Source organism: Streptomyces sp. NPDC059169, from assembly GCF_042755225.1.
In the GTDB taxonomy this organism is placed as follows: Bacteria; Actinomycetota; Actinomycetes; order Streptomycetales; family Streptomycetaceae; genus Streptomyces.
The window spans coordinates 1-23,956 of the sequence record NZ_JBHZCF010000020.1 but is presented as its reverse complement, the minus strand read 5'-3'; the positions used below and the strand labels follow the sequence as shown (position 1 = coordinate 23,956).

Genomic DNA, 23,956 nt, shown 5'->3' with positions numbered 1-23,956 from the left:
GCCTGTGCGAGCCTCGCGGCGCTCCTGTGGAGCCGTCCATTCCGGTCGTGGGGTGCCCTGCTCCGGCTGGTTGCGGCAGCCGGAGCGGCATCCGTGCCGGTGGCGGAGTTCCGGACGGCGGCAGCCCTCCCGCCGTGGCCTCGCGACGGCCCTCCCCCGGTGTTCCGGAGGTTCTCCTTCCGTGCCGGACGGCCCGCCTCCGTTCGAGGCACCGGGGCTCTCGGCCCGTGCGGCCGTCCGCGCGGCCCGTTCCTCCGGCCGTGGCGCGGAGCGGCGCCGCCCGGGTGAACCCGCGTCGCGTTCACCTGGAGTTCTCGCGGGTGACGCCCGGGAGTGCCAGCCTTCGGTTGCCGGGGCGTCCCGGGGACACGGCCGAGGAGTGGGTGGCGCACATGGAGAGCGGTCCGGCGATCTTCGCCACGGGGGTGTTCGCACTGTTCGGAGCCGCCCTGCTGGCGTGGTCGGGGGCGTGTCTGGCGCACCGCGCGCCGGTCGCGCACGGAGTGAACCCCGCCACGGCCGCCACCCTCTCCGTGATCTTCGGTGCCGCCTTCCTCCTCGTCGGAGTCTGGTGCTCCGGCCGCATCTGACCCCTTCCCGGGGAGCGCGGCGACCGACGCGCCCCGGGGACCGCCGTGGGAGTCCGGGCGGCAGGAATGCCCGGAGTCGGGTTACCGTTCGAGTGGCCGTTGCGAGCTTTTGCCGTTTGACACGGGGTCGGGTTGTACCGTCACACTCCGCAGCGACAGCAAAGTGCAGTACGGCCGTACGCCGTACGTTGTACGCCGTACGTGCCCACCGAGCGTCGACCGGAGAGAAGAGCGAAGTTGTCCCCGACCAGCGAGACCGCACAGGGCGGCCGTCGACTCGTCATCGTCGAGTCGCCTGCCAAGGCGAAGACGATCAAGGGGTACCTCGGCCCCGGCTATGTCGTCGAGGCAAGCGTCGGGCACATCCGCGACCTTCCGAACGGCGCGGCCGAGGTTCCTGAGAAGTACACGGGTGAGGTCCGCCGCCTGGGTGTGGACGTCGAACGCGACTTCCAGCCGATCTACGTCGTCAACGCCGACAAGAGGGCCCAGGTCAAGAAGCTCAAGGAGCAGCTGGCCGAGTCCGACGAGCTCTACCTCGCCACCGATGAGGACCGCGAGGGCGAGGCCATCGCCTGGCACCTCCTGGAAGTCCTCAAGCCCAAGGTCCCCGTCCACCGGATGGTCTTCCACGAGATCACCAAGGACGCGATCCGCGAGGCGGTGGCCAACCCGCGCGAGCTCAACAAGCGCATGGTCGACGCGCAGGAGACCCGACGCATTCTCGACCGCCTCTACGGCTACGAGGTCTCGCCGGTCCTGTGGAAGAAGGTCATGCCGCGGCTGTCGGCCGGCCGCGTCCAGTCCGTGGCGACCCGGCTCGTCGTCGAGCGCGAGCGCGAGCGCATCGCGTTCCGCTCCGCCGAGTACTGGGACCTGACCGGCACCTTCTCCACTGGTCGGGCCGGTGACCCGTCCGACCCCGCGGCTTTCACCGCGCGGCTGACCACCGTCGACGGACAGCGGGTCGCGCAAGGCCGGGACTTCGGCCCCAACGGACGGCTCAAGACATCGTCGGTGCTGCACCTGGACGAGGCGAACGCGCGCGCCCTGAAGGCCGCGCTCGACGGCGCCGCGTTCTCGGTCCGCTCGGTCGAGTCCAAGCCGTACCGCCGCTCGCCGTACGCCCCGTTCCGGACGACCACCCTCCAGCAGGAGGCCTCGCGCAAGCTCGGCTTCGGGGCCAAGGCCACGATGCAGATCGCGCAGAAGCTGTACGAGAACGGCTTCATCACCTATATGCGTACGGACTCGACCACGCTCTCCGACACCGCGGTGGTGGCCGCCCGGGCCCAGGTCACCCAGCTGTACGGCGCGGACTACCTGCCGGAGAAGCCACGCACGTACGCCGGGAAGGTCAAGAACGCCCAGGAGGCGCACGAAGCGATCCGTCCGTCGGGTGATCGTTTCCGCACGCCCGCGGAGACCGGGCTGACCGGTGACCAGTTCCGCCTCTACGAACTGATCTGGAAGCGCACCGTCGCCTCCCAGATGAAGGACGCGGTCGGCAACTCGGTCACCGTCAAGATCGGCGGAACGGGCTCCGACGGACGGGACGCGGAGTTCTCGGCCTCTGGGAAGACGATCACCTTCCACGGCTTCATGAAGGCCTATGTGGAGGGTGCCGACGACCCGAACGCCGAGCTGGACGACCGGGAGCGGCGGCTGCCGCAGGTCGTCGAGGGCGACCGGCTCGCCGCCGAGGAGATCACGGCGGACGGCCACGCGACCAAGCCGCCGGCCCGCTACACCGAGGCCAGCCTGGTCAAGGAGCTGGAAGAGCGCGAGATCGGCCGCCCGTCGACGTACGCGTCGATCATCGGCACGATCCTCGACCGCGGCTACGTCTTCAAGAAGGGCTCGGCGCTCGTCCCGTCCTTCCTCTCCTTCGCCGTGGTCAACCTGCTGGAGAAGCACTTCGGTCGGCTCGTCGACTACGACTTCACCGCGAAGATGGAGGACGACCTCGACCGCATCGCCCGGGGCGAGGCCCAGGCCGTGCCATGGCTGAAGCGTTTCTACTTCGGTGAGGGCGCGGCTGCGGGCGGCGCGGCGGAAGCCGGCAACGGCGACGGGGACCACCTCGGTGGCCTCAAGGAGCTCGTCACCGACCTCGGCGCGATCGACGCGCGCGAGATCTCGTCCTTCCCGGTCGGCAACGACGTCGTGCTGCGCGTCGGCCGGTACGGCCCGTACGTGGAGCGGGGAGAGAAGGACGCGGAGGGCCACCAGCGCGCCGACGTGCCCGCCGACCTGGCACCGGACGAGCTCACCGTCGAGCTGGCGGAGGAGCTGCTGGCCAAGCCGAGCGGCGACTTCGAGCTGGGCAAGGACCCGGAGACCGGCCACGAGATCGTCGCCAAGGACGGGCGCTACGGCCCGTACGTCACGGAGGTGCTGCCCGAGGGCACGCCGAAGACGGGCAAGAACGCGGTGAAGCCGAGGACGGCCTCCCTGTTCAAGTCGATGTCCCTGGACACGGTGACCCTGGAGGACGCGCTCCGGCTCATGTCGTTGCCGCGCACCGTCGGCAAGGACGCCGAGGGCGTCGAGATCACCGCCCAGAACGGCCGCTACGGCCCGTATCTGAAGAAGGGCACGGACTCGCGCTCCCTGGAGACCGAGGACCAGATCTTCAACATCACGCTGGACGAGGCGTTGGCGATCTACGCCCAGCCCAAGCAGCGCGGTCGTGCCGCGGCCAAGCCGCCGCTCAAGGAGCTCGGCACGGACCCGGTGAGCGAACGGCCCGTGGTGGTCAAGGACGGCCGCTTCGGTCCGTACGTCACCGACGGCGAGACCAACGCGACCCTGCGGACCGGCGACAGCGTCGAGGCGATCACGCCGGAGCGCGGCTACGAGCTGCTCGCCGAGAAGCGTGCGAAGGGGCCGGCGAAGAAGGCCGCCAAGAAGGCCCCTGCGAAGAAGGCCCCTGCGAAGAAGGCGACCGCCAAGAAGACGGCTGCCAAGAAGACCACGGCGTCGAAGAAGACAGCGGCCAAGAAGACGACCGCGAAGAAGACGGCTGCCAAGAAGACCACGGCGACGGCGGCGAAGGCGGCTGCCTCCAAGACGTCGCCCTCGGACGAGTAGCGGCAGGCCGGCAGGGAGGGGAGCCGACCGCGCGCGCGATCGGCTCCCCTCCGCCGGCCCGCCGCCCATTTGTTCGGCCTGGGCCTCCGGGGAGCAACACCGTCCGGATAGGCTGGGCGGATGACGCGAGCCGAGCAGCCAACGGCCCAGAGCCCCACCTCTGACCCCGACGCACGTGCCGCCGACGCACTGGCCGCGGACTCACGCGAGCGGGCCGTACGCGCACTGTTGCGCGTACCCGCGCTGCGGCGATTGTGGAGTGCCCAACTCGTCGGCAGTATCGGCGACGCCCTCGCACTGCTGGTGCTGGTGTTGCTGGCGCTCCAGGCGACGGTTTCCGAAGGGGCGTTCGGCGGTGGATACCGGGGGGCTGCATTCGCCGTCGCCGCCGTGTTCGGCGTCCGCGTCCTCGCCACCGTCCTGTCCGGTGCCGTCCTGCTGGGTCCGCTGACCGCACTCACCACACCCGGAGGTCCCCTCGACCGGCGGTGGACCATGATCGGCGCCGATGGAATCCGCATCGTGCTGCTCGTGATCGCCCCGCTGTGGATCGACTGGACCCCCGAGGCGGCCGTGGCCTGCCTGCTCGCCACGGTCTTCGTCGCCGGCGTCGCCGAGCGGTTCTGGGCGGTCGCACGGGAGAGCGCCGCCCCGGCCCTGCTGCCGGCGCCGCCGCTGGAAGGCGCTGCCGTCCGTCCGCTGCCCGACCACCAGGACGCGCTGCGCCGGCTCTCGTTGCGCACCGCTTTCGCCGCGGTTCCCGCCGGGGCCGCCGTCCTCCTCGTCGCCACGCTGATCGGCAACCTCCTCGGTTCCGGCATCGACTGGTTCTCGGTCCACCAGGCGGCCCTCGGGTCCTACGTCGCGGCAGGCCTCTTCGCCGCGTCGGTGTCCGTGCTGTCTGCCGTCGACTTCCCGGGCATTCCGACCCCGCGCCCCCGCTCCCCGCTCGAGGGGCTGCGCCGCCCTTCCACCGGCAGCGGTCTCGACAAGGGCCGGACGGGAGCGGTGCCGCTGTTCGTCCTGGCCTGCGCCGCGGTCGCCGGGGCCATTGCCTCCGCCGCGTCCGTCGCCGTCCTGCACGCCCGCGACCTGCACGGTGGACCTGTCTCGTACGCGCTGCTCGTCCTCGCACTGACCGGCGGCACCGGCGTGGGCATCCGGGCCGCGAACTCCGTGCTCCCGACGCTGTCGCGCCGCCGCCTGCTGGCCCTCGCCGTGGCCGTCACCGGTATCGCGCTTCTGGCGCTCGGACTCGTGCCGGACACGGCGACCGTGTTGTTCATCGCGGTCTTCGCGGGGGTCGCGGCCGGGATCGCCGCAGCCACCGGACACACGCTGATCGACCAGGAGACCGAGGAGTACCGGCGTCCGCGGATCACCGAGCACCTCCAGGCCGTCGTCCGCGTCTCCATTGCGCTCGGTGCGATCATCGCCCCGTTGCTCGCCGCCGCCATCGGCCCGCACCGCCTCGCCAGCGGCGACTTCGTCTTCGCGCACGGCGGCGCCGCCTTCACGCTGATGCTGGTCGGTGCGCTGCTGCTCCCCGTCGCCGTGGTCGTCCTGGCCAAGACCGACGACCGCTCCGGCGTTCCCCTGCGCCGCGATCTCGCCGACGCGGTGCGCCGCGGAGCGGACCCGGCGCAGGCACCGGCGGCGACCGGCTTCTTCATCGCCCTCGAGGGCGGTGACGGGGCGGGGAAATCCACCCAGGTGGAAGCACTCGCGGAGTGGATCCGGGCCAAGGGCCACGAGGTCGTCGTCACGCGCGAACCGGGCGCGACCCCGGTCGGCAAGCGGCTGCGCTCGATCCTGCTCGACGTCTCCTCGGCCGGCCTCTCGAACCGCGCTGAGGCACTGCTGTACGCAGCGGACCGGGCCGAGCACGTCGACACCGTCGTCCGCCCGGCGCTGGAGCGCGGTGCGATCGTCATCTCCGACCGCTACATCGACTCGTCCGTCGCCTACCAGGGCGCGGGGCGAGACCTGTCCCCGACGGAGATCGCCCGCATCTCCCGCTGGGCCACGGACGGACTCGTGCCGCACCTGACGGTGCTGCTGGACGTCTCTCCCGAGACGGCACGCGAGCGCTTCACGGAGGCGCCGGACCGGCTGGAATCCGAGCCGGCCGAATTCCACCAGCGGGTGAGGGCCGGTTTCCTGACGCTCGCCGCCGCCGACCCGGGCCGCTACCTCGTGGTGGACGCGGGCCAGGAGCCCGAGGCCGTGACCACGGTGGTGCGCCACCGGCTCGACCAGATGCTGCCGCTCTCCGAGGCCGAGGTGAAGGCCCAGGAAGAGGCGCGGCGGGCCGCGGAGGAAGAAGCCCGACGCAAGGCCGAGGAAGAGGCCGCCCGGAAGGCGGAGGAGGAGCGTCTGGCGCGCGAGCGGGAGGAACAGCTCGCCAAGCTGCGTGCCGAGGAGGAGGAGCGCAAGCGCCGCGAGCTGGAGGAGGCGCGGCAGCGCGAGGCCGAACGGCAGGCTGAGGAGGCCAGGCAGCGCGCCGAGGAGGCGCGACGGATGGCCGAGGAAGAACGGCGCAGGCGCGAGGCCGAGGAGAAGGCCCTCCGCGAGGAGGCGGAACGCCGCCGTCAGCAGGCCGAGGAGGAGGCCCGGCTGCGGGCGGAGGCGGAAGAGCGGCGTCGGGAGAAGCAGCGCAAGGCCGAGGAGGCACTGCTGCGCGCCGAGGAGGCTCGGCGCGCAGCCGAGGAAGCTGCGGCGGCGGCCGCGGCCTCGGCGGCGACCGCCACACCGGCGTCGTCCGGCCCTTCGGGTCCGACCGGCTCGACAACGGGCTCGACCGGTTTGACCTCGACCTCCGCCGCGGACGCGCAGACGGTCCAGACTCCGCGTCAGGCTGTCGTCCCCGCCGATGCGCAGACGGTCGAGACCGCACGGGCCGACATGGCCAAGCGCGATCTCCCGGATGCCGCGGAAACGGCCGTGCTGCCCCAGGTCGCCGACGCGGAAGAGACCACGGTGCTTCCGCCCGTTCGGGAGGCTTCGGCCGCCGAGGAGACGGCCGTGCTCCCGCCGGTGCGCGCCGCCGATCCTGCCGACCGGGTACCGCCGGGCACCTTCCGGGACGACGCGGCCCCGGGAACGGACGAGCGCACGCGTGAACTGCCTCAGGTCGACGGCGAGGGACGTCCGCGGCGCCGCTCCGACTGGGCTGAGGAGACTCCGCTGGACGACCTTCCGACCCTCGCGGACGAGCTGCTCGGCCCTCGTGACGACGACGATGAGGACGGGTGGTACGGCGGTCGCCGCCGCCGCTGACCTCGGACGCCGCTCGGGGCGGGGCCGGCGCGCGCGGAGTTTTCCACAGGGGGCCGGGGCTGTCCGACCCCTGCCCCACAATGGGAATCCGCATCTCGGAAGACATCGGAAGGCGGTGGCGGAAGCATGGCCGTATGGGATGACCTGGTCGGGCAGGAGCGGGTCCAGGAGCAGCTCGCCGCCGCCGCCAAGGACGCGGACGCGCTCGTCACCGCTGGAGCCGCGGGGGAGCGGCCGGCCGATGCGTCGAGGATGACGCACGCCTGGTTGTTCACGGGCCCGCCGGGATCCGGCAGGGCCACTGCAGCCAGGGCGTTCGCCGCCGCCCTGCAGTGCACCAGCCCGGACCGCGCGCTGGGTGGGTCTCCCGGCTGCGGGTTCTGCGACGGCTGTCACACCAGCCTGGTCGGTACGCACGCGGACGTCGAGGTCGTCCGCACCGACCTGCTCTCCATCGGTGTGAAGGAGACCCGTGACCTGGTCCGCCGGGCCCAGTTGTCACCCGCGGTCGGACGCTGGCAGGTGATCGTCCTGGAGGACGCCGACCGCCTCACCGAGGGGGCGGGCAACGTCCTGCTCAAGGCGGTCGAAGAGCCCGCCCCGCGCACGGTCTGGCTGCTGTGCGCTCCGTCACTGGAGGACGTGCTTCCGACGATCCGCTCCCGTTGCCGGCACCTCACGCTCCGTACGCCTTCCGTCTCCGCCGTCGCGGACGTCCTGATGCGGCGGGACGGCATCGAGCCCGAGGCGGCCGCGTCCGCCGCCCGCGCCACGCAGGGACACATCGGTCGGGCGCGGAGGCTCGCCACGGACGAGCGGGCCCGTGCCCGCCGGGCCTCTGTCCTGAAGCTCCCGCTGCGCATCGACGAAGTCGGTGGGTGCCTCAAGGCCGCGCAGGAGCTGGTGGACTCCGCCGCCGAGGATGCCAAGCAGGTCTCCGAGGAGATCGACGCCAAGGAGACCGAGGAGCTCAAGGCTGCTTTGGGCGCGGCGGCCGGAGGGCGGATGCCGCGCGGTACGGCGGGGGCGGTGAAGGAGCTGGAGGACCGCCAGAAGCGCCGCAAGACCCGGACCCAGCGCGACAGTCTCGATCTGGCCCTCACCGAACTGACCGGCTTCTACCGGGACGTCCTTGCGATGCAGCTCGGTTCCGGGCTGGCCCTTGCCAACGAGGACGCCCGGGATGCGCTCGACAGGGTCGCCCGGAGTTCCAGCCCGGAGCGGACCCTGCGCCGGATAGAAGCCGTCCTGGCCTGCCGTGAGGCCTTGGACGCGAACGTGGCGCCGCTGCTGGCCGTGGAGGCCATGGCGATGGCGCTGCGCGCGGGCTGATCCTGGCGATGGTGCGGGGGTTGGGCTGACCTCGCAGCGGCACGATGGCCTGCGGGGGCGCAGGAGTCCGGTGCCCGCGCTGCCCTTCTTACGAGCAGCCCCGTCATGGTGCAGAAGTGTTCTCGAGGAGGGCGCATGAGTTCGAAGTGGTGGGTGCACGGCCACTCGGGCGCGTCCCACGGGGCTGCCCGCACCGACGCCAGGGAACGCGCGCCGCTTCGCTCCGCCCGTGGCATGCACGGCAGCCCGGTCGCGCGCGGCACGGGCCCGGTGCAGTAGCGCGGGGCTACGTCCTCTCGGCCTTGGGGCCCGGCGATCACAGCTCTCGGGGCTCCGCCGAGGTGCCGGATCTGCACGGGCTGACGTCAGCCTGGTGTCACCCACCGCCTCGTCCACCGAAGGCTTGGCAACAGAGGGGTCAGACTCATCCGTACGGGTGCAAAACGGCATTTTCCGGCGCCTGGAGGTTAGGCTCGCAAGATGGACACCAGGCAGCTCCTGAGGACCTCCGCGGTCACGTTCGCCACAGCCCTGGGGCTGCTCATCACCGGCTGCAGTGCGGACAGTTCGTCGGACGCACCCGGGCCCGCTGAGACCTCGCCCGCGCCGGGGGCGTCCGCGCCGTCGCCGGTCTCGTCCGCCGCCCTCAAGCCGTACTACACGCAGCGGCTGACCTGGCGGGCGTGCGGCGTGCCCGGCTTTGAATGCGCCACCCTCAAGGCGCCGCTGGACTACGCGAAGCCCGACGGGCCCTCGGTGAAGCTGGCGGTCGCCCGGGTGAAGGCCACAGGGCCGGGTAAGCGGATCGGGTCGCTGCTGGTGAACCCCGGCGGACCGGGCGGCTCGGCGGTTGCCTACCTCCAGGGGTACGCGGGCATCGGCTACCCCGCGCCGGTCCGTGCCCGGTACGACATGGTCGCCATCGATCCGCGGGGCGTGGCCCGCAGCGAGCCCGTCGAATGCCTCGACGACAAGCAGATGGACACGTACACCCAGGTCGACCTGACCCCGGACGACCAGGCCGAGATCAACGAGCTGGACACCGCGTACAAGGGTTTCGCAGCGTCCTGCGAGAAGCGTTCCGCCGCGGTGCTCCCGCACGTCTCGACCGTCGAGGCCGCCCGCGACATGGACGTCCTGCGGGCGGTTCTGGGCGACGCGAAGCTGTCGTACGTCGGGGCGTCGTACGGCACCTTCCTCGGTGCGACCTACGCGGAGCTCTACCCTGACCGCGTCGGACGGCTCGTCCTCGACGGAGCCGTGGACCCCTCTCTCTCGTCCCGCCGGATGAACCGCGACCAGACCGCGGGTTTCGAGACGGCGTTCCAGTCCTTCGCTGCCGATTGCGTCCAGAAGCCGGATTGCCCGCTCGGCACCACCTCGCCCGCGGACGCAGCGGACCGGCTGAAGGACTTCTTCGCCGAGCTCGACGCCCACCCGGTGGCGACCGGCGAGAGCAGACGCCTCACCGAGTCACTTGCCACCACGGGCGTCATCGCCGCGATGTACGACGAGAGCACTTGGCCGTCCCTGCGCGATGGCCTCACCCAGGCCATGAAGGGTGACGGCTCCGGGCTGCTGACGCTGTCCGACACGTACTACGAGCGGAACGACGACGGCGCGTATTCCAACCTGATGCCCGCCTTCGCCGCCGTGAGCTGCCTCGACCAGCCACCCGCGTTCAGCTCTCCCGCCGAGGTCGCGGCAGCTCTGCCGGACTTCGAGAAGGCATCCCCCGTCTTCGGCGAGGGCTTCGCCTGGTCCTCCCTGAACTGCGCCTCCTGGCCCACTCCGGCGACCGGCGTCCCACACCGCATCGTGGCCAAGGGAGCCGACCCGATCCTGGTCGTCGGCACCACGCGCGACCCCGCCACTCCGTACGCATGGGCGCAGTCCCTCGCCGGCCAGCTGTCCTCCGGGACACTGCTCACGTATGACGGTGACGGACACACCGCGTACGGCCGCGGCAGCGACTGCATCGACACCGCGATCAACACCTACCTCCTGGAGGGCACGACCCCACCGGCCGGAAAGACCTGCGACTGACGGCTCCTTCGCCTCCAAGGGGTACCCCGCATCGCCTCGCCTCGGGCTGGTGCGGGGCACCCCGATTGACCCTGTAGACTTGGCGCCGCTGCTGATGCGAACCTGATCTCTCGGGAACGGGTATATCCGCAGCTTGCCGCCTTAGCTCAGTTGGCCAGAGCAACGCACTCGTAATGCGTAGGTCTCGGGTTCGAATCCCGAAGGCGGCTCCATCGAAACCCCAGGTCGGATGTGCTCCGACCTGGGGTTTCGTCGTTCAGCGGATGCGGCGACGGCGTAGGGAGCGGGCCGCGCGGGTGTCGGCGGTCTCAGTTCTGGTCTCAGTGGGGCCGGAACCCGGGCCCGGATCGGGGGCCGAGGGAGCAGGGACGAAGAACTCGCCCATGCGCCGCATCGCGTCCTTCGACAGGTGTGATCTGCCCTTCACGTAGCGGCGGGTCTGGCTGATCTGCGTGTGCCGCAGGATCTCCATGATCGTGGGCATGTCGACGCCCAGCTCGTTCAGGATCGTGCCAGCCGTATGACGGCTACCGTCGTACAGGCGGCGGTCGTCGATCCCGGCCTCGGCGAGCAGCTCCTTGAACTCCTCGTAGTCCTGCCGGGGGTCGAGCGGGCGGCCGTCCGGCCGGGAGAACACGACGTGGTGCTCTTGCCACAGCTCCCCGGCCGCGGCTCGCATCGCCTCCTGTTGAGCCTTGTGGTCGCGCAGGAACGGGATGAAGACGGGAGGGATCGGGACGGGGTTCTGGCTCTTCTTGGTCTTGGGGCGGGTGAAGGTGAGACCGCCTTCTTTGCGGTCGGGGCAGGCGCTCGCGTGCTTCGTGCACGTCTTGATGCAGGGTTTGGGGCAGCCACGCTTGTACTTCTTGTGCGTGGTGCAGTTCGGCGGGCACGGCTCGAAGTGGTGGAGGCGCTCGCCGCAGGCGTGCGGGTCGTCGCAACCGTGCCGCCATGTGAGGCGCTGTAGCTGCCACTTGGGATGGAACAGCTCCGCTTCGAGGTCGACGTACGGCCAGCGCAGACCGAGCGTCTCGCCTTGCCGGAACCCCATGCCCACGCCGACGATCCACCGCATGAAGGTGGGACGCTTCGCCGCAGCTTCGAGGAACGCTTTGGACTCCTCCTGAGTGAAGGGGTTCGCCTCGGTCTCGTCGACGCTGGGCGGGTCCACCAGCGTGGCCACGTTTTCGCTGACCATGCGGCGACGGTGGGCAATCTTCAGGGCCCGAGACAGGATGCGATGCACCTTCACGACGTGCGACGGGGCGTGACCGGCGTCGAGCATCGCCCGGTACATGCGCTCCAGGTGCTCCGGCTGCAGCTTGTCGATCCGGTGCTGGCCGACTCCCGGGATGATGTCGTTGCGGGTCTTGGACCAGTAGTCATCCAGGGAGCGGGGCTTGAGCTTCAGGCTCGCGATGTCGGTGAGGTAGGTCTCCATCCACTTGGCGACGGTCGGTGCGCGACCGGCCTTGGTCGCGCGGCCCTCGTCGCGCTGGCGCTCCAATTCCTTGACCTTGCGCTTGATTTCGGGCTCGGTCCTGGCGCGGCGGTGGCGGCGGTCGGGGCTGCCGTCGTTCTTCACGCCCATCGTGACGCGACCGTGCCACCAGCCGTCGGACCCGAAGTAGATGGATGACTCGTTGTTGGGTTTGCGGGGGCTCATGTGCTCCTCCATGCGAGAGGCGCCCCGAGCGGAGTGCTCGGGGCGCCTCAGGGCGTGCTCGGGTCAAGCGGGCAGTGGGGCGAGGTTCTCGACGTACGCCTCCAAGTCCGCGCGGCGGATTCGGCGCGTGCGGCCCAACTTGATGTACTTCAGGGTGCCTTCGGCCATGAGTTCGTAGACGGTGGAGCGGCCGATGGCGAGTGCCTCGGCAGCCTCCTCCGGCTTGTACAGGAGTCGGTCGACGGGGGCAGCGGTCACGGTGCTCATCCGGGGTGCCTCCTCGGCAGGGCTCTCGGGACCTTCTGGGAAGTCCGCTACATCCGCTACAGCGCTACATCGCAGGTCAGCGGGGGTGTTTTTGTAGCGGAGGGGTGGCGTGTAGCGGCTACGCGTGCGCTACGGGGTGGCGGGCGTAGCCGCTACACGCTTTGGTGCCGCTACAGATTCAGGGTCTCTGAGCTGGGCTGTAGCGGTGTAGCGGATGTAGCGGAGTCCTGAGAGGGGGGCGGGCAGTAGCGCGCCCACGCGTCCGTCAGGTCTTCGGCGTGGAAACCCTTGAGGACCCCGCCAGCGGTGCGGATGTTGCGGGACCGGATGGGCGCGTTGTCGGCCGTCATGTACTCCCCGAGCATCCGCGCGAGGCGCCTGTTGTCGAGCGGCTTGCCGTCGAGGTCGGCCCATGGGGCATCGTCGAGGGCATTGAGCCGGTCGAGGATGGCGATGGTGGGCAGCTTGTCCACGCCAATCAGTACATGGTCGCGCAGATCGGTCAACAGCCGGATTCCCAGGCTGTGTTTGTCGGTGGTCTGCGCGGCCTTGACGAGGGTGACGCACGCTTCGCGGGCCCGGCGCGGCCATTCGCCGCCGACGGCGTCGGCGATGGCGAGCAAGGGTTCCCACACATCCGCCGGGCGGTCGGTCACCCCGTCCGGCATGTCCGGCCAGGCCCCGAGTACGAAGCCGCGTGCCTGTGCGGCCCATTCGGCGAGCCGGTCACGGAGCTTGTGGCCTTCGGCTTCGTGGATGCGGGCGCGAAAGGGTTCCACGCGTTCGTTGCGGGCCCGTCGGCGCATGCGGATGACGATGGAGCGGGTCAGGATCGTGTCGGGCAGGGAGCCGAGTCCGGCGACCGCGACCGCGCAGTACGAGGGGAAGGCTTGGACAGTCTGGTTGCCACCGTCTCCGATGCACCGGTAGGTGACCCCGGTACGGCGGTGTCCGGCGTTCAGGAAGCCGCGAAGGTCCTCGTTGTCTCCGGCTTTGGGACCGAAGATGGTGTCGATTTCGTCGAACAGGATCGTGGGCCGTCCGTCCACGCCGGACACCGCGCGGAAGAGCGCGGCGGCGGACGCGTTCACGGCCACCATCGGGTGTGGCACGAGCGTCTCGACGATCTCCAGTGCCCGCGACTTGCCCGATCCCGGCTCGGGGGACAGGAACGCCAGACGGGGGGTGGAGTCGAAGCAGTCGAGGAGGTGGGCGTGTGCGTCCCACAGGGCGACGGCGACGTAGGCGGCGTCGGTGGGGAAGACGTTGAATCGGCGGTGGAAGGCTTCCACCTCGTCGAGTAGCGTGGCGCCGTCGATGGGGTTGGTCATGCGGCGGCCCTTCCTTCCTGAGGGTTGCAGCGGTCGTCGTCGCCGTGCGCGTCAGAACCACAAGCAGCTCGGACGCCCTGACGGGCGGCGCCTTTCGGCTCGCCTACGGTCGTCGTGTCCACAGGCTGTGGAGCGGCGTGCGGTCCGTTGAGGGTGTTGGTGGGGCAGTCCAGGGCGGGGGGAGTTGGCGCCGTCATGCTGCCTCCCGTGGGGTGGCGTGGGCGATGACCCAGTCCAGGGCGCTGCGGATGGTGGTGCGGCATTCGGTCGGCGGAAGTCCCGTGGCCTCCCCCGCCCCCTGGATTGCCTGCTCGACCACGTGCCGGGGGATGTCGCCCCATGCCACGAACCGCGCCACCTTGCAGGCGCTTCGGTGCAGGGTGTTGTTGCGGCCGTTCGGCCCGCCCTCGGTCGTGGAGGCGATGACGGCGCACTCGCGTTCCAGGGCGGTCCTGGCAGCGCTGGTGCCGTCGTAGACCTGTACCGGCACCGGAGCAGGCCGCTCAGGCTCGCGCAGCAACGCGGCGATCCAGGCGGGGAGTTCGGCCACGGGCGCGTCGTGGGTGACCTCGTATGTGCCGTCGGGGGTGGTGCTTCCAGGGGCGACGACGTAGCCGCCCCATGCGCGGGTGTCGATGTGCGGTCCGAGCCGGTCCACGCTGCACTTCAACCGCACCCCGGTGGGGGCGGTGAAGTAGAGGTGTTTACCGCGCGCGGTCCGCACCCGGTAGGTGTCCGGGAGAACCTGCCCGGCGCGCTCGCAGAGCGCCTGCAAGGAAGTGGCGCCGTCAGGCGCTCCTTCTGGCTCTTCTGCCTTGACCGGGTCCAGGTCGATGACGAGCAGCCCGGCCGGGCCGGTCGCGATCCCGACGTTGTAGGGCCGGTGCGCCCACGCGGCGTGGATCAGCTCGGGGTCGGTGGTGGCTCGCTCCTCCGGGGTGCGGTGCCCGTTGGCGCACCGCCCGGTGCCGGGGCAAGCACGCTCGGGATGCCCCGCCGGGCGCTTACTGCCGGGTTGAAGCGGGATAACCGGCCAGCCGCGTTCAGCGGCCGTAAGGGCGGACGCGAGCAGCGGCAGACACTCCAGGTCGGCACTCGGGATCGTCGGCGGCGAGCCGGGGACTCGCCGGATCTGTACGGGTTGGGTCATGCTGGGAGACCTCCACAGGTCTGTTGAGGACTGGAGACAAGGGCGGCCCCGCGACTTTGGCGAGACGAGGGGGCCGCCCTTGGCGTAGCTAGAGGTCGGTGCCGGTGTAGTGCGCGACGTAGCCGGGGCAGTCGCAGCCGCCGCGCTCGTTGCAGATGTCGCCGGAGCACTGGTCACACAGTTCGTGGCCGGGGCATCCGTAGTCGGCGCAGTCGTCGCAGTAGGTCTCGTCGTCCATCGGGTTCCTTTCGTGTGCGGTCAGGCGGCGGCGGTGTCGTCGCCGCACGTGGTGGTCAGTCGGCCGTCAAGGGTGCGGACGACCGTGCCGCCGATGTTGAGCGTCTTGACGGCCTTGGACACGGCGCCCTTGGACAGGCCCGTGAGCGTGACCAGGTCCTTCTGGAGGACCGGTTCGTCGGCTGTCTCGATGGCCTTCAGGACACGGGCGACTGCGCCGTCGGTGGCCGGTGCCGCCTCGGTCGCGGTGTCCTTGACGAGGGTGAGCGTCGGGGTGCCCGCGGCTTCTACGGTGGGCGCGACCGAGCGGGACCACGGCGTGCGGTCGGGTAGGGCGATAACGACGGCCTTGTCCATGTAGCGGACCTTGACCGGGTCGGGCTTGCGCTTGCCGTCCCGGATCAGCGCCACACCCGGCACGGGCAGTTCGTCTGCGTTCCAGCCCTTGGCCTGAGCGTCCTCCCCGAGGACGACGCGGGCTTCGGCGGGGGTGCGCACGGCGAGGCAGATGGAGACGCCGATCTGCGGGGCGATCTGCTTGGGGATGCCGTCGCCGATGGTGGGCTTCTGGGTCATCCACCACAGGTCGATGCACGCCGCGCGCCCCATGCGGGCGATGGACTCCAGGCCCGGCAGTGCGGAGCGGTCGACGGTGCGGGTCTTGCCGTCGGCGGTCTCGGTCTCGTAGGGGACCTTGTCGGCGGCGGTCATGACCTCGGCGCCTTCGTCGACGACGACTGTGATGCGCGGCCGGTCGGCGGTGGGGGTCCAGGTGTCCTGTCCCTTGGGCAGGATGCTGAGCCGTTCCAGCATCTCCGTCTCCAGCTCATCGACCACGTCGACGACTTCGCGCGGAGTGGAGGCGACACGGGCCCGGTGGTCCCACAACCGGCCTTCCACGCGCTTGAGGTCCACGACGACGAGCGCGTTCGTGGCTCCCTCGGATGCGTCGAACAGCAGCGGCCGGGACGCGACCGACTTACCGGCGCCGGAGCGTCCGGCGATGAGCAGCCGTTCCCCGAGCGGCACGCTCACCTGCTCGCCGGTGACGGTGTCGATGCCGAGCGAGCGCCGCTCGGGCGTCCACGTCAGGTCGTCGCCGTCGGCCGCGCTGCGGGTGCGCAAGGTGAGTTCCGCCCAGCCGCCTTGCTTGCCCGCCTTGATCTGCATGCGCAGGCCCGTGCGGGCCCCGAGCAGCGCGCGGATGTGATCCTCGGCGGTGCGGAGCTTGGTCGCGGTCCACGTGCCGTCGAGTCGGACGGCGCACACGATGCCCGCCTCGGTCAGCTTCGGACGGCCGGTCAGCGTCCCGGCGAGACCGCGCTGTTCGGCGTGCTCCTTCCAGTGCTGCGGCTGAAGGCGCTTGAGCAGCGCGGATTCCTCGGCGGTGGGCTTGAGGCCACTGGTGTCGCGCTCGCGTACCGCGATCCACACCGTCAGGGCGGTGACGGCCGCGACGACGGCGACGGCCGACCACACCCACGCGCGGGCGGAGACCTGCGGCAGCCACACGTACCCGGCGACACCGAGCGCGGTGGCGGTCTTGGTGGCGAACAGCCACATCGGGTCGGGCACGCGCCGCTTGGCGGTGCGCAACTCGCGCTCGGCACGGTGGCGCAGGGGGGTGACGCCCTCGGGGTCGATGGCGCGGGCGGTGGCGAGCGCGCGGCGGGCGTCGCGCACGAGCGGCTTGCGTTCGGCGCGCAGGGCGCGGCGGTGCTCAGCTTCCTTGCGCCACACGGCGGCGGTCCAGCGGGCGGCGGTGGCGGCGTACTGGCGGTGGGTGCGCCAGACTTGTCCGTGACTCACGGGTGTCCTCTTCTCAGGGATCGGTGGGTTGGTGGTGACGGGCCCTGCGACGGCCCGTCACCACACGTGCGGGTTACGCGGAGTGAGCGTGTTTCCGGTTTCCTGGTTTCCGAGGGGGCCTCTACGCGTGCGCGCGCGAGAACGGAAACTTCCGTCACCCTGCGTCGCTACGGGGTCTACAGCGGCCGAACAGTCTTCCGGGGGTCAAACCCCACCCGGAAGGGGGCTCAGGCGCCCTGCGGGGCGCCTACGGCTTCGGGGTGTTTCAGCGGCCCTTCCGGCCGTGCTTGCCAGCGGCCTTGCCGCCGTCGCCGACGGCGCGGACGACGGTGACAACGGACCAGCCGAGCACGAGCGCGATGAAGGCGAGCATGGCCAGGTTCGCGGCGATGGCGGTCAGCGCGCCGACGAGGAGCGGGCCGAAGTAGACACCGGCCGCGACCGCACCGGCGCCGACACCGGAGCCGAGCGCGACGCGCTGCACCGTGCGGTCCGGCGGTGCCTGGTGGATGTGCACCACCTGCGGCCCGGCGGGCTGTTGGGCGGGCAGGTTGGCGGGGTCGGCGTAGGCGTGGGTGCCGTCGGGGAGCTGGACGACGGTCAGCGGGCGGTGTGCGGGGAGCTGTTCCATGACGCACCCTCCGGGGCGTTGTCGGGGAAAGCGCAGGGCGTGCACATGCCGAGCGACGGCGGGATGACGTATCCCGCGTCCCGGCGGCACTCGGGGCAGATGCGGCGAGCGGCGTTGGCCTTGGCCAGAGCCGCCCACCGGGCCGGGGTCATCGGGCGCACCGGCTTCGCAAGGTCGACGCGGTACAGGTGGGCGACCAGCGGGCCCCGGCGGCGCCGGGGCCGCTCCACCTGCGCCGCCACGTCCTGACCGCCGGGGCGGAGTCCGAGGGCGCGGAGCTGGCGGTAGGTGGCGTAGCCGTCCGGCGCCATGCGCCACCGGTAGACCGGCAGCGTGGCCATCAGACGACCTGGAGACCGCGTTCGGCGCGCAGGGTGTCGCGCAGGGTGCGGGCGTTGGCCGGGGATGTGCGGACCTCACGGCGGATGCCCTCGGCGGTCAGCTTTGCATCCGGCCAATCGGCCGTCGCCTTCCGTGCCTCATCGAGCAGCGCATCGGCGGTGCGCTTCGGGCGCGGGGTGCGGGCGACCTCGGGCACACGGCCCGTGGCCCGGCGCACTCGGGTCGACTCGGCAGCCACCGCGCGCCGCTCGATCGGCGCCACGGTCGGCTGCTCGATGGCCACCACGGGCTTGGCCGGGATGGTCGACTTCAGGAAGCCGACCGCCACCGCTCGGGGCAGCGGCTTCACGTTCGGCGTGATCGGCGCCGGGGTCGATACCACGAGGTCAGAACTAGACCGATTCCTCTCGGTATTGGTCGATTCCTCCGCATTCGTGGTCGGGATGGCGATCGGGGTGGGTCGGTGGTGCAGCACCTTCGCCACGAGGTCGGAACCGAAGTAGATCGACCCGACCGGCAGCGAGGTAGCGAGCAGTACGAGCACCCAGTTCGCCGGGTCCCAGTCAGCCAGTCGACCCCAGTCGACCGACCGGCCGTGCAGCTCCGGGACCAGGCCGTGCACGTAGTTCAGCACGAGCGAAGCGATCGTGTAGGCGGCCAGCACCCGCAGCGCGAAGATGCGGTCCTGACCGGCGAGCACGAGCGTCGCGATCAGAGCCAGCGCCATCAGGCCGTCGACGACGAACGGGTACAGCGTCGCGGCCGTGTCGTCCGCGCCGATGGCGCCCGCGATGTCGCGCAGGGCGTTCCAGGACACCCGGAAGGCCATCGCGACCACGACGACCAGCGCGAGCACGAGGGCGGCGCGGCCCTTGCGGTGCAGGTTCATGCGGCACCGCCCGTCTGGCCGTTCGCGCCGTTGACGTGGTCGCGGTGCGCGGCCAGCGCGCGCCTGCGGGCCCGGCGGATGCGCCGCTCGTCCAGCTCGCACGGCGTGCGGTCGATGACGATGATCTGCGCGTCCAGCAACTCCATCTCCGCGCGGATGACGGGCATCTCCGCGTCGATGGCGTCCAGCTCCGCGTCCGTGGGCTCCATCCACGGCTCGAACGCGGTAACAGCGTCCTGAACAGTCACGATGTGGTCCATGGGTCGTGTTCTCCCTAGCAGGTGGCAACGGCCCGAACAGCGGCCCCGGTGTTCCAGCACCGGGGCCGCGCGCCGTTGAAGTCGGTAGATCCGGCTCCCCTCTGCGCCGCTCGTACGAGACGAGCGGCGGAGGCAACCGGCGCGGCGAGGCCGCGAAGGTCGACGCGCGATCCAGTCGCGCGGTCCGCCTTTTCGACTCGGGGAGGCGGGGCCCACCTATGCAGTTCTCAAGCAACGACCGACGCGGGGCCCCTCGTAGTGGCGAGCCATCCCGGATCGGAGCGGTGCCGCGCACGGCTGCACCTGCACTCCTGTACTCATGTGCAGGAGTGATGTGTAAGAGAGTGCCCGACTCATGTACATGAGTCAACCCGCCGAGCGAAATTGCTGCGACGGGCCGGGGCTCGGGAGGAGGGCTCTTCAGTCGTCCGCAGGGATGCGGTACTCCAGAACGAACTGGTCAGCGGCCATGAACGTGTCGCAGACCTCGATGACCCGGCCCGCCTCAGATTCGGCGTTGCGGGTCAGATGGATGATGGGTGAGCCAGGGCTCAGGCTCAGCGCGGCGATCTCCTGCTTGGTGGCGAGCCGCACGCGTACTGTCTCCGACAGTTCCTTCAGGACGTGCCCGTGCTCTTCTAGCCGGGCGTAGATGCCACCGCCACCAGGGTTCTCCTCGAACAGTTCCGGGATGTCCTTGGCGATGTCCCACGGAAGGTAGGAGGTGGCTTCCTCGGTGGGGATGCCGTCGCTGAAGTAGAGGCGGCGCCGCGCCAGAACCTTCGCGCCGGCCGGAACCGACAGCCGCTCTGCGATCTCCTCGGGCGCGTCGACCGGTCCGACGTACAGGACGCTCACGCTGGGCGTACTGCCCGCTTGCTCTGCCTCCGCGAGGTACGCGGCCTTGCCCGCAGTGCGATGTGACCGACGGAACCTGTCAGAGGATTTCCGGCGCACCGGAGGGCGCCGCTTCACGTATGACCCCTTGCCGTGGCGGGTCTCGATGAGCCCAGTGGCGCGCAGCTCAGCGAACGCCTTGCGAACCGTTCCCTGGGAGGCGGCGTACTTCTCCATGAGGTCGGATTCACTGGGTAGCTGCTCTCCTGGAGGGAGGTCCTTCCCCTTGATCTGCTGAACAAGGTCGTCAGCGATCTGGAGGTACTTCGGCTTTCCCGAGTCTCTGGTCGACGTGGCCATGTCCTACTGTTCCTCCTAGGGTCCTGTACATAAGCAACGCTACTCGGAGGCGTACCAATGCCGCTTCACTCGGTCTCGGTCGCTGGCGTAGTCGTGCGCGACGACGGCCGTGTCCTCGCGATCCGGCGTGCCGACAACGGCACGTGGGAGCCTCCGGGGGGAGTCCTTGAACTGGATGAACGGCCAGAGGATGGAGCCGTTCGGGAGGTGCTCGAAGAGACAGGCATCCGCGTCTCCATCGAGCGCCTGACGGGCGTCTACAAGAACATGAACCGGGGCGTAGTGGCCTTGGTCTTTCGGTGCCGCCAGGTCGGCGGAGTAGAGCGCACGTCCAACGAGTCGACTGCTGTGGAATGGCTGACCCCTGAAGAGGTTGAGAAATGGATGGGCGAGGTCTACGCGGTGCGCGTGCTTGACGCCCTGGACCCGGTCGGAGCACCGCACGTTCGCGCGCACGATGGGCGCCACTTGCTCGAATCGGCGTAGGCGGAGCGTTCCGGCCATTCCGTTCGGTGGGTGCTTGACTGGCGAGCAACAGAGGTAGCTACCCCTGGTCATGACGGCATCGATCAAGGGGTGGCTATGCCTGGCGTGAACGAGAACATGGCCGATCGGCGGTCGGAGAAGGCAACCGACCTCGGCGAAGAGAACGCCATCGGGTGGGGGCTGGCGGCGGTTTCGAGTGCGCTTCTGGAGGTCGCGGCGGCCATTCGTGAGGCTGGTAGTGATGTCGCCAGCGCCTTGCGCGAGCGGTGAGGCGCGGGGCCTGACCGGTCTCAGTTCTGGTCTCGTTGCTGGCTCACTCCGAGGTAGTACGCGAGCGTCCGCCGTCGTCCGACAAGCCGTCTGACCAGCGCTTCGAGCCCTGGAGGGGACTGCGGTGGACAACCTCGGATCAAGATCGGACAACTCGTAATGCGTAGGTCTCGGGTTCGAATCCCGAAGGCGGCTCCAGAGAAGCCCTGGTCATATAGCATCTGACCAGGGCTTTTTCTTGTGCCCGGACCAGTCGGGGGCGGAACGCGATGATCTTCGCACCCTCCTGCGTGCCCATTGCGTGCCCATCCGTTTGCCCCTGTACCTGCTCGACCTCGGGCTCGACGGGATCGGGCACCGCCTGCACCGGGCGCGTCGTACGCCTCGGGGCCATGGCGACGGTGGCCTCGGCGGCGTCTCGCGCAGCCTCGGGCATGACCGACTGATAGATGTCTCGCGTGATCCGGCTGTCACTGTGGCCGAGGGCCTCGGACACGATCTCGACGTCGACGTCGAGCATGAGCGAGGCGGCGACGTGGCGCAGGTCCTGCAGTCGGATGGGCAGCAGACCGGAGAGCTCGACGAGCCGCTCGAACTGCTCGGTCAGCCACCCGGGGTGAAGCCACTCCCCGATTCCCACGTGAACATGCGCCGGTGTCCTGCCACCCGTCGAAGCGAGGGCGGCGCCCTGGTCGCCGAGCCCAACGTTGCCGCGGAGTATCCGGCGCTCATCACGGCTTGCCGGATGATCGCCGTCGAGGTGTGCTCGTGCTCGTCGACTCGGATCTCGAATGGGTTCAGAGCAATTCCGGTGCCGACCTGCCCGGTTGGCGGAATGATGAGATGGGCCCGGATTTCCCGGTCGTCGTCGAACGATGCGCCGCCCTGGGCGCGGACCAGGCGGTCAGGTCGCCGGGATACGGATTCCGCTGGCTCGCGCCGTAGCGTTGGCGCAGGGGCCAGGAGGCGACGCCGTCCGCTGATCACCTGGAGATTCCGTCGCTTCCTCAAACCAGACGGACTTCCAGCGGCAGAAGCGAGCGAAACGGGGCGGCGCCGCGCGGCGAGAGGGCTGCGAATCTCGCCTGCCGCTCCGACCGGCGCATAGCAGGGCAGCAGCGAAAGCCGCCCAACGGGGCATAGCCATGTACGTGCTCTCTCATGGGTCGTTTCGGCTAGGGGGCGGCGGGGACAGCTCTGGGGCGGTCCCGAGGTGACCCAGGGGCGGCTAGGGGTGTTCGCGCCGTCCCGGCCGGACAACGCTTGGCTTGATCAGCCGTCCCATCGAGACGGTCCCCGGACACCCCGGGGCGCCTCGGGCCATGGGCTCACGGGCTGACGTGTTCGCTGCGGGCAGCGGCTCCCGGCTCCGGTCTCACGGGCGCCGGAGTCGCTGCCCGAGCGCTGCGCCGGACGGGGGTCCGCGTGCGCCAGGCCATCGACGAAGAGGTTGCCCCAGATGCAGAACGAGCAGAAGCTTCGCGACTACCTCAAGCGGGTCACGGCAGACCTGGCGCAGACCCGCCAGCGCCTCCGCGAGGTGGAGGCCAAGGCCAACGAGCCGATCGCGATCGTCGGCATGAGCTGCCGCTACCCCGGAAGCGTCACCTCCCCCGAGCAACTGTGGGACCTCGTCGCCGGACAGCGCAGCGCGATCACCCCGTTCCCCGACGACCGCGGCTGGGACATCGAGGGGCTCTACCACCCCGACCCCGAGAACCCCGGCACCTTCTACGCACAGGGCGGCGGATTCCTCGACCGCGTCGGCGACTTCGACCCCGAGTTCTTCGGGATCAGTCCGCGCGAGGCGCTGGCGATGGACCCGCACCAGCGCCTCCTTCTGGAGATCTCCTGGGAGGCCTTCGAACGGGCCGGCATCGACCCGCAGTCCGTGCGAGGCAGCGCGACCGGCGTCTTCGCCGGCGTCATGTACCAGGACTACGCGTCCAGGCTCGACACCATCCCCCACGAGCTCGAGGGCTACATCGGCAACGGCAACGCCTACAGCGTCGCCTCCGGCCGTGTCGCCTACACCCTCGGCCTCGAAGGCCCGGCCGTGACCGTCGACACGGCCTGCTCGTCGTCGCTGGTGACCCTGCACCTGGCGGCTCAGTCACTGCGGCGCGGTGAGTGTTCGATGGCCCTCGCCGGCGGCGTCACCGTCCTGTCCACCCCCGACGTCTACATCGAACTCAGCCGGCAGCGCGGCCTGTCCACCGACGGACGCTGCCGCTCCTTCTCCGACGACGCCGACGGCACCGGCTTCTCCGAGGGCGCGGGCATGCTGCTCCTGGAGCGTCTCTCGGATGCGCAGCGTCTGGGGCATCGGGTGTTGGCTGTGGTGCGGGGCTCGGCTGTCAACCAGGACGGTGCCTCCAGCGGTCTGACGGCGCCGAATGGTCCGGCGCAGCAGCGGGTGATCCGTGCGGCGCTCGCTGATGCGGGGTTGTCGGCGGCGGATGTGGACGTGGTCGAGGCGCATGGTACGGGTACGACGTTGGGTGACCCGATCGAGGCGCAGGCGCTGCTCGCTACGTATGGTCAGGAGCGTGGGGGCGAGCATGCCGAGCCGCTGTTCCTCGGTTCGCTGAAGTCGAACATCGGGCACACGCAGGCTGCGGCTGGTGTTGGTGGTGTCATCAAGATGGTGCAGGCGTTGCGGCATGGTGTGTTGCCGAGGACGCTGCATGTGGATGAGCCGTCGGGGCAGGTGGATTGGTCGGCGGGTGCGGTGGAGTTGTTGTCGGAGTCGCGGGTGTGGCCTGTGGTGGGGCGTGCGCGGCGGGCTGGTGTGTCGTCGTTCGGTATCAGTGGGACGAATGCGCATGTGGTGCTTGAGCAGGCTCCGGAGGTGGGGTCTGTTGAGGCGGGGTCTGTTGGGGTGGGGTCTGTTGGGGTGGGGTCTGTGGTGCCGTGGGTGGTGTCGGGTAGGTCGGCGGCGGCGCTTGCTGCTCAGGCGGGTCGGTTGGCGGAGTTCGTGGCGGGTGCGGGTGCGGGTGCGGGTGTAGGGGAGGGGGTGCGTGCGGTGGATGTGGCTGCTTCGTTGGTCCGTTCGCGTGCGTCGTTCGCTCACCGGGCGGT

Annotated in this window: 22 protein-coding genes and 1 tRNA gene; 11 read left to right on the top strand and 12 right to left on the bottom strand. The window is 70.3% G+C overall.

The annotated features are described in order from the left end of the window. The first annotated feature begins 392 nt into the window (after positions 1-392). The 7 genes from ACFXOM_RS29790 (at position 393) to ACFXOM_RS29760 (ending at position 10,552) form a co-directional block, all read left to right on the top strand. On the top strand, positions 393-590 hold the full coding sequence (locus ACFXOM_RS29790) for a hypothetical protein (protein ID WP_384939815.1): 198 nt from the start codon (positions 393-395) through the stop codon (positions 588-590). A 237-nt stretch (positions 591-827) separates the two neighbouring features. After that, positions 828-3,683, top strand: a complete 2,856-nt coding sequence (topA, locus tag ACFXOM_RS29785; protein ID WP_384939817.1) for a type I DNA topoisomerase — start codon at positions 828-830, stop codon at positions 3,681-3,683. Positions 3,684-3,803: 120 nt separating this feature from the next. Continuing rightward, complete coding sequence (gene tmk, locus ACFXOM_RS29780) at positions 3,804-6,962, top strand: dTMP kinase (protein WP_385040356.1); 3,159 nt, start codon at positions 3,804-3,806, stop codon at positions 6,960-6,962. Positions 6,963-7,088: 126 nt separating this feature from the next. Next, positions 7,089-8,294, top strand: a complete 1,206-nt coding sequence (locus ACFXOM_RS29775) for a DNA polymerase III subunit delta' (RefSeq protein ID WP_384946509.1) — start codon at positions 7,089-7,091, stop codon at positions 8,292-8,294. A gap of 135 nt (positions 8,295-8,429) precedes the next feature. Further along, the gene (locus ACFXOM_RS29770) at positions 8,430-8,573 is read left to right on the top strand and encodes a hypothetical protein (RefSeq protein WP_384939823.1); all 144 of its coding nucleotides are present in this window, start codon (positions 8,430-8,432) and stop codon (positions 8,571-8,573) included. 201 nt (positions 8,574-8,774) lie between these two features. Continuing rightward, positions 8,775-10,340: an alpha/beta hydrolase gene (locus ACFXOM_RS29765; protein ID WP_384946510.1), complete on the top strand. Its 1,566-nt coding sequence runs from the start codon at positions 8,775-8,777 to the stop codon at positions 10,338-10,340. Between the two features lie 135 nt (positions 10,341-10,475). Continuing rightward, a tRNA-Thr gene (locus ACFXOM_RS29760) sits at positions 10,476-10,552 on the top strand. A gap of 44 nt (positions 10,553-10,596) precedes the next feature. Here ACFXOM_RS29760 and ACFXOM_RS29755 read toward each other — a convergent pair. The 11 genes from ACFXOM_RS29755 to ACFXOM_RS29705 form a co-directional block, all read right to left on the bottom strand. Beyond that, the gene (locus ACFXOM_RS29755; protein ID WP_385040353.1) at positions 10,597-12,006 is read right to left on the bottom strand and encodes a tyrosine-type recombinase/integrase; all 1,410 of its coding nucleotides are present in this window, start codon (positions 12,004-12,006) and stop codon (positions 10,597-10,599) included. A gap of 63 nt (positions 12,007-12,069) precedes the next feature. Then, positions 12,070-12,273 carry a helix-turn-helix domain-containing protein gene (locus ACFXOM_RS29750; protein WP_385040350.1) on the bottom strand — a complete coding sequence of 68 codons (204 nt, stop codon included), beginning with the start codon at positions 12,271-12,273 and terminating at the stop codon, positions 12,070-12,072. 170 nt (positions 12,274-12,443) lie between these two features. Further along, positions 12,444-13,604, bottom strand: coding sequence for a DUF3631 domain-containing protein (locus tag ACFXOM_RS29745; protein ID WP_385040347.1), 1,161 nt, complete (start codon positions 13,602-13,604; stop codon positions 12,444-12,446). 193 nt (positions 13,605-13,797) lie between these two features. Next, positions 13,798-14,754 (bottom strand): bifunctional DNA primase/polymerase, encoded by a 957-nt coding sequence (locus ACFXOM_RS29740; RefSeq protein WP_385040344.1) that lies wholly within the window; start codon positions 14,752-14,754, stop codon positions 13,798-13,800. 88 nt (positions 14,755-14,842) lie between these two features. Beyond that, on the bottom strand, positions 14,843-14,992 hold the full coding sequence (locus ACFXOM_RS29735; protein WP_385040341.1) for a hypothetical protein: 150 nt from the start codon (positions 14,990-14,992) through the stop codon (positions 14,843-14,845). 20 nt (positions 14,993-15,012) lie between these two features. Further along, complete coding sequence (locus tag ACFXOM_RS29730) at positions 15,013-16,800, bottom strand: MarR family transcriptional regulator (protein WP_385040338.1); 1,788 nt, start codon at positions 16,798-16,800, stop codon at positions 15,013-15,015. Positions 16,801-17,065: 265 nt separating this feature from the next. Continuing rightward, a complete protein-coding gene (locus tag ACFXOM_RS29725) occupies positions 17,066-17,431 on the bottom strand; it encodes a DUF6251 family protein (RefSeq protein ID WP_385040336.1) in 366 nt (121 codons plus the stop codon). Continuing rightward, entirely contained in the window at positions 17,401-17,772 is a 372-nt protein-coding gene (locus ACFXOM_RS29720; RefSeq protein WP_385040333.1) for an RRQRL motif-containing zinc-binding protein, read from the bottom strand. Before ACFXOM_RS29720 ends, ACFXOM_RS29725 begins: the two co-directional genes overlap by 31 nt. Beyond that, a complete protein-coding gene (locus tag ACFXOM_RS29715; RefSeq protein WP_385040330.1) occupies positions 17,772-18,662 on the bottom strand; it encodes a DUF2637 domain-containing protein in 891 nt (296 codons plus the stop codon). Before ACFXOM_RS29715 ends, ACFXOM_RS29720 begins: the two co-directional genes overlap by 1 nt. Further along, positions 18,659-18,922 carry a DUF6284 family protein gene (locus ACFXOM_RS29710; protein WP_385040327.1) on the bottom strand — a complete coding sequence of 88 codons (264 nt, stop codon included), beginning with the start codon at positions 18,920-18,922 and terminating at the stop codon, positions 18,659-18,661. The genes ACFXOM_RS29715 and ACFXOM_RS29710 overlap by 4 nt, the downstream gene beginning before the upstream one ends. A gap of 420 nt (positions 18,923-19,342) precedes the next feature. After that, the gene (locus tag ACFXOM_RS29705) at positions 19,343-20,119 is read right to left on the bottom strand and encodes a GntR family transcriptional regulator (protein ID WP_385040324.1); all 777 of its coding nucleotides are present in this window, start codon (positions 20,117-20,119) and stop codon (positions 19,343-19,345) included. 57 nt (positions 20,120-20,176) lie between these two features. Between ACFXOM_RS29705 and ACFXOM_RS29700 the strand changes: the two genes are divergently transcribed. Both ACFXOM_RS29700 and ACFXOM_RS29695 read left to right on the top strand, forming a co-directional pair. Continuing rightward, a complete protein-coding gene (locus ACFXOM_RS29700; protein WP_385040321.1) occupies positions 20,177-20,605 on the top strand; it encodes an NUDIX hydrolase in 429 nt (142 codons plus the stop codon). Between the two features lie 105 nt (positions 20,606-20,710). Next, entirely contained in the window at positions 20,711-20,875 is a 165-nt protein-coding gene (locus ACFXOM_RS29695) for a hypothetical protein (RefSeq protein ID WP_385040319.1), read from the top strand. 139 nt (positions 20,876-21,014) lie between these two features. Here ACFXOM_RS29695 and ACFXOM_RS29690 read toward each other — a convergent pair whose 3' ends face one another. After that, complete coding sequence (locus ACFXOM_RS29690) at positions 21,015-21,515, bottom strand: hypothetical protein (RefSeq protein WP_385040316.1); 501 nt, start codon at positions 21,513-21,515, stop codon at positions 21,015-21,017. Between the two features lie 128 nt (positions 21,516-21,643). Here ACFXOM_RS29690 and ACFXOM_RS29685 point away from each other — a divergent pair, with 128 nt between their 5' ends. Further along, positions 21,644-21,820, top strand: a complete 177-nt coding sequence (locus ACFXOM_RS29685; protein WP_384946513.1) for a hypothetical protein — start codon at positions 21,644-21,646, stop codon at positions 21,818-21,820. Between the two features lie 514 nt (positions 21,821-22,334). Further along, positions 22,335-23,956 (top strand): type I polyketide synthase (locus ACFXOM_RS29680; protein ID WP_385040313.1); only part of this gene is annotated, 1,622 nt, incomplete at its 3' end.

Coding starts and splice junctions, on each gene's coding strand:
- ACFXOM_RS29790 (WP_384939815.1), top strand. CDS start 393: ATGGAGAGCGGTCCGGCGATCTTCGCCACGGGGGTGTTCGCACTGTTC.
- tmk (WP_385040356.1), top strand. CDS start 3,804: ATGACGCGAGCCGAGCAGCCAACGGCCCAGAGCCCCACCTCTGACCCC.
- ACFXOM_RS29775 (WP_384946509.1), top strand. CDS start 7,089: ATGGCCGTATGGGATGACCTGGTCGGGCAGGAGCGGGTCCAGGAGCAG.
- ACFXOM_RS29770 (WP_384939823.1), top strand. CDS start 8,430: ATGAGTTCGAAGTGGTGGGTGCACGGCCACTCGGGCGCGTCCCACGGG.
- ACFXOM_RS29765 (WP_384946510.1), top strand. CDS start 8,775: ATGGACACCAGGCAGCTCCTGAGGACCTCCGCGGTCACGTTCGCCACA.
- ACFXOM_RS29755 (WP_385040353.1), bottom strand. CDS start 12,006: ATGAGCCCCCGCAAACCCAACAACGAGTCATCCATCTACTTCGGGTCC.
- ACFXOM_RS29750 (WP_385040350.1), bottom strand. CDS start 12,273: ATGAGCACCGTGACCGCTGCCCCCGTCGACCGACTCCTGTACAAGCCG.
- ACFXOM_RS29745 (WP_385040347.1), bottom strand. CDS start 13,604: ATGACCAACCCCATCGACGGCGCCACGCTACTCGACGAGGTGGAAGCC.
- ACFXOM_RS29740 (WP_385040344.1), bottom strand. CDS start 14,754: ATGACCCAACCCGTACAGATCCGGCGAGTCCCCGGCTCGCCGCCGACG.
- ACFXOM_RS29735 (WP_385040341.1), bottom strand. CDS start 14,992: ATGGACGACGAGACCTACTGCGACGACTGCGCCGACTACGGATGCCCC.
- ACFXOM_RS29725 (WP_385040336.1), bottom strand. CDS start 17,431: ATGGAACAGCTCCCCGCACACCGCCCGCTGACCGTCGTCCAGCTCCCC.
- ACFXOM_RS29720 (WP_385040333.1), bottom strand. CDS start 17,772: ATGGCCACGCTGCCGGTCTACCGGTGGCGCATGGCGCCGGACGGCTAC.
- ACFXOM_RS29715 (WP_385040330.1), bottom strand. CDS start 18,662: ATGAACCTGCACCGCAAGGGCCGCGCCGCCCTCGTGCTCGCGCTGGTC.
- ACFXOM_RS29710 (WP_385040327.1), bottom strand. CDS start 18,922: ATGGACCACATCGTGACTGTTCAGGACGCTGTTACCGCGTTCGAGCCG.
- ACFXOM_RS29705 (WP_385040324.1), bottom strand. CDS start 20,119: ATGGCCACGTCGACCAGAGACTCGGGAAAGCCGAAGTACCTCCAGATC.
- ACFXOM_RS29700 (WP_385040321.1), top strand. CDS start 20,177: ATGCCGCTTCACTCGGTCTCGGTCGCTGGCGTAGTCGTGCGCGACGAC.